Source organism: Nonomuraea sp. NPDC047529 (assembly GCF_040642995.1).
Classification (GTDB): Bacteria; Actinomycetota; Actinomycetes; order Streptosporangiales; family Streptosporangiaceae; genus Nonomuraea.
In genome coordinates this window covers 1-1,315 of sequence record NZ_JBEYTJ010000114.1, presented here as the reverse complement: position 1 = coordinate 1,315, position 1,315 = coordinate 1, and the positions used below count along the sequence as shown (strand labels likewise).

General features: G+C 72.2%; 1 protein-coding gene. It reads right to left on the bottom strand.

The window, feature by feature from the left end:
• Positions 1–1,315: zinc-binding dehydrogenase (locus ABZ815_RS52790; protein WP_357711148.1), on the bottom strand; the 1,315-nt coding region annotated here is incomplete at both ends.

The window sequence follows — 1,315 nt, the reverse complement described above, 5'->3', positions numbered from 1 at the left end:
GTCGGGTGTGGTGGTGGGTGGCCAGGTGGCGGGCCAGGATGCTGCCCAGGCCGCCGGTTCCGCCGGTGATGAGGATGGTGCCGTCGGGGTGTGGGGGGTGGGGGATGGTCAGGACGATTTTGCCGGTGTGACGGGCTTGGGCCATGTGGCGGAAGGCGTGCCGGGCTGCGGTGACGGGCCAGCAGCGGACGGGCAGGGCGGTGAGATGGCCGACGGTGAGCAGATCGTGCAGGCCGGTCAGGATGGTGTGGATGTGGTCGGCGCCTGCGTCCATGAGGTCGAAGCTTTGGTAGCGCAGGTGGGGGTGGGTGGTGGTGACGTGGGCTGGGTCGCGGCGGTCGGTTTTGCCCATTTCGATGAAGCGTCCGCCGGGGGCGGTGAGGGTGAGGGAGGCGTCGGTGAAGGGGCCTGCCAGGGCGTTGAGGACGACGTCCATGCCGTGTCCGCCGGTGGCGGTGGTGAAGGCGTCGGCGAAGTCGAGGGTGCGGGAGGAGGCCACATGGTCTGCGGGGATGCCGAGGCGGCGTAGCAGGTGGTGTTTGGTCGGGGAGGCGGTGGTGAACACCTCGGCTCCCAGGTGGCGGGCGATCTGGATGGCGGCCATGCCGACCCCGCCGGCTCCGGCGTGGATGAGGACCCGCTCGCCTCGTGAGAGGCCGGCCAGGTCGACCAGCCCGTACCAGGCGGTGGCGAAGGCCACCAGCGTCCCAGCCCCTTGAGAGAAGGACCACCCGGCCGGCAAAGGCACCAGCAGCCGCTGATCGGCCACCACGCGCGGGCCGAACGCCCCTTCGCCTAATCCCATGACGCGGTCACCGACCGCGAACCGGGTCACGTCGGCCGCGATCTGGGTGACCACACCGGCGAACTCGCCACCGATCGGTTCACCCTGTTCCGGCACCATGCCGAGCGTGACCACGAGATCGCGGAAGTTCACCCCCGCGGCCCGGACCTGCACCCGCACCTGCCCGGCACCCAAATCCCGGTCCGCGCCCGGGTCCGGCACCAGGGCCAGTCCTTCGACCGAGCCGGGTGTGGGGCAGTCCAGCCGCCACGCCCCGTCTCCGTCCGGTACTGCCAGGTCCTCCCCGGCCCGTGCGGGGGTGAGCCGGGGGACCAGGATCCGGCCTTGGCGGACCAGGATCTGCGGCTCATCCCCCACACCGGCCGCACCGTTCATGGCCGGGGCGTTGCCCAGCGCCTCACCCGGCACGCCGCTCGGCGCGCTGCCTGTGCCCAGTGCGCTGGCTGTGCCCAGCGTGGTAGCCGGGGCGTTGCCTGGCGCGCCGTCGGGCACGCTGCCGGTGCCCAGCAC